Source organism: Acidobacteriota bacterium (assembly GCA_030949985.1).
Classification (GTDB): domain Bacteria; phylum Acidobacteriota; class Polarisedimenticolia; order J045; family J045; genus JALTMS01.
This window is the reverse complement of sequence record JAUZRX010000079.1, coordinates 1-1831: the sequence shown is the minus strand read 5'-3', so window position 1 is coordinate 1831 and position 1831 is coordinate 1. Positions and strand designations below refer to the sequence as shown.

2 protein-coding genes are annotated in these 1831 nt (G+C 66.0%); one reads left to right on the top strand and one right to left on the bottom strand.

Annotation, left to right across the window (positions count from 1 at the left end; all coding sequences use genetic code 11):
* Nucleotides 1-1373, bottom strand: a 1373-nt coding sequence (locus Q9Q40_13875; protein MDQ7008304.1) for a hypothetical protein, incomplete at its 3' end; no start/stop codon positions are given.
* 85 nt (nucleotides 1374-1458) lie between these two features.
* On the opposite strand from Q9Q40_13875, the gene Q9Q40_13870 reads away from it, so the two are divergent.
* Nucleotides 1459-1831 (top strand): transposase (locus tag Q9Q40_13870; protein ID MDQ7008303.1); only part of this gene is annotated, 373 nt, incomplete at its 3' end.

Here is a 1831-nt window from a genome sequence, read left to right as displayed (position 1 = left end):
CAGTCGGAGCCGTCGCTGGAGGTGCCGATCTCCTGGCTCGAGGAGCCGTCGTCGCCAAAGCCCGTGCGCAGCGCGTAGAGGAACATGGTGGCCTGCTTGAGGCAGCCGCCTCCACCACCGCCCCGGCGCAGGGAGAGGGCGTTGCTGTAGCCCGTGGTGCCGCACTCCGCGGTGGTCTCGATGCTGATCCAGTTGGTCTCGCCCAGGAAGAACTCGCTCTCGTCGATGCCGAACTCGTCCTCGAGACTGCTCGGGCGGGTCAGGGTCTTGGTCAGGCCCGACTCGGACTCGATGAAGATATGGTAGTCGCCCGAGGGGGCGATGTGGTCGTACTTGTGGAAGCGGTACTCGGTGCCCACCTTGCGGGGGTTGCCGTAGGCCAGGTCGGGGCGGGGGCCGCAGGTGGAGCGGATCGCCAGCAGGCCGCCGGCGCCGCGGACGTACTCCTTGGTCAGCGAGGGGACGTCGTCCGCGCTCTTGACCTCGTATTCCGCCACCACTTGGCCGCCCACGTCCCGCAGGGTGATCAGGGCCTTGCCCCCGCTGGCGCTGGTGATCCGCAGCCAGCGGTTGCCCTCTGAGTCGTAGCTGGCTTGCTGGAGTAGGGCGCCGCCGGACAAGTATTTCTGCACGTAGCTCAGGCGGTTTTCCGGGCTGAAGAAGTAGTTGAAACCGCCGGCCTGGTCGTGGGTCGGCTCCTGGGTCAGGTTGCCGTTTTGATCGTAGAGGAAATCCGCATCGTGGATCCGGTTGTCGGGGAAGCTCGCGCCCGTGGCGGTGTAGGTCCGACCCGCGAAGTGCAGGCCGTCGGGGGGCGCGCTGCCGGTCACCAGCCGGTCGGTCATGTTGCCGTAGCGATCATAGACATAGTCGATGTCGTTGCTCTGCGACGTGCCGTTCTTCTCGTATCCCATCCGCACCCAGTCCAGGCGGTTCGCGAGATCATAGCGATACAGATCGTTGCCGATCTGCTTGATGTTCCGGGCTCCGTCATAGCCGTAACTGCCGGTGTCGAAGAGCACGCTCCCCGCCCCTTCCACGTAAATCCGGCCCGGCAGGAAAGCCGCGTTGACGTCCGTCACGGTCTCCGTGCCGTTGCCGTAGCGCAGGCGGTGGATGCCGCCGGCCACATTGTACTCGATGCCGGCCGTGGCCGCGCTGTCGGGGATCACCTCCTGCCAGGGCGTGGTGGCGCCCGCGGTGTCGTAGATCGCCACGCCCGTCAGAGCGCCGTGGCGGTAACTCAAACCGTATTCGGGGTGCTGGCGGCTGATCGATGCGCCGTCCGGAAAGGGAAGCCGCCGGCGCAGCAGCCGGCGTCCTACGTGGTGCTGAAGTACGTGCGCCCGGTGGTCAAGCGGAAGGACGGCCATTTGAGCTGTCCTCCGGCAGCAGCGTCGGTGCTGGGCAAGAGCATGGCCGACATGAGCCTGCTGGCGGGCCTGGTGATCCAAGCTGGTGTATCACCTGCCGCTATACCGGCAGCATCAACGGATGAAGGCAGCAGGGATTCGGCTCGCGCGCTCGACGCTGACCGATGCGGTGCACCGAACGGCAGAACTGCTGCAACCGATCTGCGACGCCCAGCGGCAATCGATCCTGCAGAGTTCCGTGATCGCAATGGACGAGACACCGATTCGTGCGGGTCGCAAGGGTCGGGGTCGAATGAAGACGGGCTATTTCCGGCCGATCTATGGCGACCGGCAGGAGGTGATCTTCCCCTTCATGCCGACGCGTGCGCACGGCGTGGTCCACGAGCTGTTGGGCTCCTACGCGGGCGTGGTGCTGACGGACGGCTATCCGGCGTACGAGCGCTACGCCCAGCAGATGG